Origin of the sequence: Methylobacterium isbiliense, from assembly GCF_022179325.1 — a bacterium.
In the GTDB taxonomy this organism is placed as follows: domain Bacteria; phylum Pseudomonadota; class Alphaproteobacteria; order Rhizobiales; family Beijerinckiaceae; genus Methylobacterium; species Methylobacterium isbiliense.
Genome location: NZ_BPQQ01000026.1, coordinates 1 through 4,340, shown reverse-complemented (window position 1 = coordinate 4,340; position 4,340 = coordinate 1). Strand labels below are relative to the sequence as shown.

General features: G+C 61.9%; 7 protein-coding genes. 4 read left to right on the top strand and 3 right to left on the bottom strand.

What is annotated here, in order from left to right:
• Positions 1 to 76: 76 nt before the first annotated feature.
• Genes MFF61_RS12025 through MFF61_RS12020 form a run of 3 tightly spaced genes read right to left on the bottom strand, consistent with a single transcriptional unit; the run spans position 77 to position 609 of the window.
• Entirely contained in the window at positions 77 to 322 is a 246-nt protein-coding gene (locus MFF61_RS12025; RefSeq protein WP_238235364.1) for an IS3 family transposase, read from the bottom strand.
• A 20-nt stretch (positions 323 to 342) separates the two neighbouring features.
• Entirely contained in the window at positions 343 to 465 is a 123-nt protein-coding gene (locus MFF61_RS33855) for a hypothetical protein (protein ID WP_283205996.1), read from the bottom strand.
• A 21-nt stretch (positions 466 to 486) separates the two neighbouring features.
• Positions 487 to 609: a transposase gene (locus MFF61_RS12020; RefSeq protein ID WP_238235363.1), complete on the bottom strand. Its 123-nt coding sequence runs from the start codon at positions 607 to 609 to the stop codon at positions 487 to 489.
• Positions 610 to 1,523: 914 nt separating this feature from the next.
• Here MFF61_RS12020 and MFF61_RS12015 point away from each other — a divergent pair.
• The 4 genes from MFF61_RS12015 to MFF61_RS12000 all read left to right on the top strand — a co-directional run.
• Positions 1,524 to 2,150, top strand: coding sequence for a cytochrome P460 family protein (locus MFF61_RS12015; protein ID WP_238235362.1), 627 nt, complete (start codon positions 1,524 to 1,526; stop codon positions 2,148 to 2,150).
• A gap of 59 nt (positions 2,151 to 2,209) precedes the next feature.
• Positions 2,210 to 2,761: a cytochrome P460 family protein gene (locus tag MFF61_RS12010; protein WP_238235365.1), complete on the top strand. Its 552-nt coding sequence runs from the start codon at positions 2,210 to 2,212 to the stop codon at positions 2,759 to 2,761.
• 25 nt (positions 2,762 to 2,786) lie between these two features.
• Positions 2,787 to 3,140 (top strand): c-type cytochrome, encoded by a 354-nt coding sequence (locus MFF61_RS12005; RefSeq protein ID WP_238235361.1) that lies wholly within the window; start codon positions 2,787 to 2,789, stop codon positions 3,138 to 3,140.
• A gap of 270 nt (positions 3,141 to 3,410) precedes the next feature.
• Positions 3,411 to 4,340, top strand: a 930-nt coding sequence (locus MFF61_RS12000; protein WP_238235360.1) for a lactonase family protein, incomplete at its 3' end; no start/stop codon positions are given.

Below are 4,340 nucleotides of genomic sequence, written 5' to 3'. Positions count from 1 at the left end.
CTGGCATCGACCAGACGCTCGGCCTCGCCCTCCCGGATCCACCAAACTCGCCGATGAACCACCCCGTGGGGGCTGATCACTTGAGCTTGTAGAGGCGGTAGACACGCTTGGCGTTGACGGCCCAACCCTCCCGGCGCAGCAGAACGCAGATCCGCCGGTAGCCGTAGCGGACCCGCATATGGGCGATCTCTCGGATGCGCTTGCGGAGGATGGCCTGCTCGGGGCGTCTGGACCGGTAGTGGTAGGTCGAGCGCGGGGCCGGTACTGCCCGGCATGCTCTGCGGACCGACACGCGGAAGGCGGTGCGGACGAAGTCGACCATCTCCCGCCCCCGAGCAGGCGTCACATCTTTCGCCGGATGACCTCGGAGAGCATCTCCCTGTCGAGGGTGAGGTCCGCCACGAGCTTGCGCAGGCGGGTATTCTCCTCCTCGAGGTGACGCAAGTGGCGCACCTCGGAGGGCATCAGGCCACCGTACTTCTGCTTCTATCGGTAGTAAGTAGGTTCGGACACGCCCATCTTGCGGCAAACCTCCGCGACGGCCTTACCCGCCTCGGCCTGCTGGAGCGCGAAGGTAATCTGCTGGTCTGTGAAGCGGCTCTTCTTCATCGGTCAGGCCTCCTCAGCGGAACGAGCCTAACCCGATACCTCTCACGTCATCCGGTCCAACTTTCCGGGATTGGACCAAGGCCGGATGTCGATGAGCTGAACGCTGTACACATCGCAAAGCTGGCTTGCTCGTCCTGAGTGAATCTGCAGCGCTGTGAAGGGCGCGCAGGCGGGCCCTCACGCTAACGTCGAGCTACACCATCAGGCACACGACCCCGTCGCGCTCTCGATCGCCCCGCGGAGGTGAACGATACGCCCGGCTCATAGGTGCCGAACGTACATCAGCCCTGGTCGATGAAGGTGATGTCGCCAGTTTCGCGCAGATTCGCAGAACGGATCGTCAATATGCGAAAGACCCTACCAAGCGAGGTCCTATTTTGGAGCGCATCGACTTGGTCCAGGATCGGCGCCCCCGCGCCGGCTCTGACCGGCGGGCTGGGTTACAGTCTGAACCGCTCTCAACCCGGCCCGCAACTTTTTTTGCGCCGCGCGGCCCCGCCTAGAGCATTTTCCGACGAAGTGGATGCCGTTTCGTCGCAGAAAATGCGGCAAAATCAAAAACCTAGAGCAGGCTTCACGCTTCAACCTGATTGAAGCCTGCTCTAGGCGACTGCGCGTCTTCAAGCCGTGGGCTCGCACAGAATGACGGACGCGTTCTCTCAAATCGAACATGTCTATTCATCATGCTACTGAGGTATAAGCGATGCCAGTAACCAAGATCGACTGCGTAGCAAGATCAAATAACGAAAGGGAATGTAATGAAAATTGAGTCTTGTGCCACACTGCTGGCCTTGGCTGCCGCGGGACTACTCGCCGCAGGCCCGGCGCTGACGCAGACTACCAGAACGCAAGGACGGGAAGTCCCGAAGGTGCCGGCGGAAGGTCGAGATCCAGCTCTCGGCGGTCCCCAGTCGATGGAGGGCGTCAGGATTCAGAACCAGCCCGAGCAGCGCTCCAGAGCGGCCGCAGCATCCGGGCCGCCGCCGCAGCCCTACGGCGACGGCAGGCCCTTCGAGGTCCAGTTTACCGAGAACGGCGAAATGGTTCGCCCGACCGGTTGGCGCGATTGGCCTTACGTCGGCACGCCGCTCACACCCAACGGCCTCAATCCGCCCGAGGCTCCGTTCCCGGAATTCCACAATGTCTACATGGAGCCATCGGCGTACGATCACTATAAGCGGACCGGCGAGTTCAAGGACGGCACGCTGCTGGTCAAGGAACTCGTCGGCGTCCAGAAGAACAACACGACAAATCAGCAGGACGGCTCGACGGTAGAATCGAGCGGCCGTGGCTATTTCATGTCCGACTACATCGGCCTCGAGACTGAGTACAAGAGCAGCCGGCGCTACCCCAACGAGCCGGGCAACTGGGCTTACTTCTCGTTTGGTCACGTTCCGGAGGCACAGTACGCGGCGGCGACCGCGGCGCAACCGACAAACAATTGCAACGCCTGCCATCAAGCGAACGCGCAACAGGATTACGTCTTCACGCAGCACTACCCTGTGCTCCGTGGAGCGCGCGAGCGCGTCGGGCGGCGATAGTTTCGTCTTTCACGATCGGGGCTCCGGCCCCGATCAGATCGGAGCCGCCTGTGATCCGCATGATTTTTGCCGCGGCCTCGTTCGCCGTTCTGGTGATGGTGGCGGCGGCGCAGACGCCTACGTCCGACACTGCCTCTGTGCCCAACGACAGCTTGAAGGCGAAGCTGCGCGTGCCGGAGCATTACCGCGCCACGTATCAGTACCTCGGCAATTGGGCGCCGGCGAAAGACGACGGCCCGGGATCGGACGAGTTCCACACCGTCTATGCGTCCCCCGGCACCATCGAGGCCTACCGCAAGACTGGCGAGTTCGCGGACGGGACCGTCCTCGTGAAGGAAGTGTTCGAGACGGCGACCAACGTCATGACCACCGGGACGGTGAGCCGGGCCGACCGTCTCATAGGTTGGTTCGTGATGGTGAAAGACTCCGCGAACCGGTACCCGAACGATCCGCTCTGGGGCGAGGGCTGGGGCTGGGCTTGGTACAACGTAGGCGACCCCGTCAACACGCCGACGAAGGATTTTCGTGCCGAATGTCTCCCCTGCCACCAGCCGGCACGGTCGACCGATTGGACCTTTATCGAGGGCTATCCAGCGCTCCGCGGTGACTGAGCACGTTTAACCGGAGTTGTGGACGATGCGAGAGAAGCTCGAGGCCGCTGTTCTCATCTGCGCCATTCAGCAAGCTTCGGCGCAGGACGGGAAGGCGGTGTTCGCCCATTGTGCGGTCTGCCACTCGGTCGAGGCGGGCGTCAACAGGCTTGGGCCGACCCTCGCTGGTATTCACGGGCGCGCAGCAGGAGCGATCGAAAACTTCGTCTACTCACGTACTATGAGTATGTCAAAGATCGTCTGGAACGATGAGGCGCTCGATGCTTACCTCGCGAGTCCGAAGAAGTATGTTCCCGGCGACCGCATGCCTTTTGCTGGAATACAGGATGAAAGAGAGCGCAGAGCAGTAATTGATTACTTGTGCCCGGTAGTACCATGACAATCAAAAAAGAAATAGCAATTCGACGAAGTTTGCCAATGCAGCTCAAGCGTCTTGCTCCGTCGCAGATTGCAGCTTGCGGCGCTGGCGAGATGGAAGGGCGCAGCAACTGAGGCGAGACCTGACATCATGCGAACCCTTTCGAGAGCGGCAAGAGGCGCGACGCGTCGAGATGCGCTAGTCCTGTTTCCTGCCTTGGTGACGCTTGGCAGCCAACTGGCTGCAGCGCAGTCGGATCGGCCAGGCGGCCCCTTCACGGGGCACGTTTACATGCAGACGAACGAGGTCGCGAACCGTGTGATGCAGTTCGGGCGGCTGGCCGATGGCAAGCTCGTTCCGGTCGAGTCCGTGCCGACCCGAGGCGCCGGCTCCGGCGTTTTCAAGCCGGTCAGCGGTCAAGAGAGCGCACCGAACGCGTTCGAAGGCGCGGACAGCGTGATCCTCACAAATTCGAATCGCTATCTCTTCGCTACGAATGGGGGCGACAACAGCGTCTCGTCCTTCCGCGTCGAGGTCGATGGACGTCTGTCCTTCATAGACGCCCAAGCGACGGGCGAACCCGTAACCGGACGCAGCGGAACAGCGAAGTCTCTTGCCTACGCTCCCGCCTCGCGTACCCTCTACGTGCTGCACGCGTTCGGCCCGAACCACATTCGAGCCTACTCCGTTGCGGACGGGAAACTCACGCTCCGACCCGACAGATACACCGTCAACACGGCCACGAAAACGGACCGGGTCCCGACGCAGGCCGTCCTCTCGCCGGATAGTCGTTATCTTCTCGTCGACATATTGTTCGACGCCCGACCAGCAGTTAACCCCGACGGGTCGGCGAAGCTTATCGTCGCGAACGCGCCGGATCCCGACGGCCTCGTGATCTTCCCCGTGCGTGCCGATGGAACGCTCGGGGCTCCGGCGTTCCGGGATGCGGGTGGAGCCGGCCCATTCTACATCGCGTTCCTGCATGGCAGTGAGGACACGTTCGCTAATGGTCTCGCGGTCGGAGACGGCGTCCTGTTGAGCCGGCTTGATGCTCAGGGCCGCGTCGCCAACGGTCCGCTCGTGCCCATCGATACGGGTGCGGGCAAACCGTCGGAACTGTGTTGGCTCCAGGTCACGTCGGACAACACGATCGTCCTGGCCACGAACTTCGGTTACGGAACAGTTTCGAGCTACCGTCTTAGACCCCGTTTCATAACGGGG

Bases quoted from the DNA above. Each gene is read 5' to 3' on its own strand.
- MFF61_RS12020 (WP_238235363.1), bottom strand. From the start codon at position 609: ATGAAGAAGAGCCGCTTCACAGACCAGCAGATTACCTTCGCGCTCCAG.
- MFF61_RS12005 (WP_238235361.1), top strand. From the start codon at position 2,787: ATGCGAGAGAAGCTCGAGGCCGCTGTTCTCATCTGCGCCATTCAGCAA.
- MFF61_RS12015 (WP_238235362.1), top strand. From the start codon at position 1,524: ATGGAGGGCGTCAGGATTCAGAACCAGCCCGAGCAGCGCTCCAGAGCG.
- MFF61_RS12025 (WP_238235364.1), bottom strand. From the start codon at position 322: ATGGTCGACTTCGTCCGCACCGCCTTCCGCGTGTCGGTCCGCAGAGCA.
- MFF61_RS33855 (WP_283205996.1), bottom strand. From the start codon at position 465: ATGCCCTCCGAGGTGCGCCACTTGCGTCACCTCGAGGAGGAGAATACC.
- MFF61_RS12010 (WP_238235365.1), top strand. From the start codon at position 2,210: ATGATTTTTGCCGCGGCCTCGTTCGCCGTTCTGGTGATGGTGGCGGCG.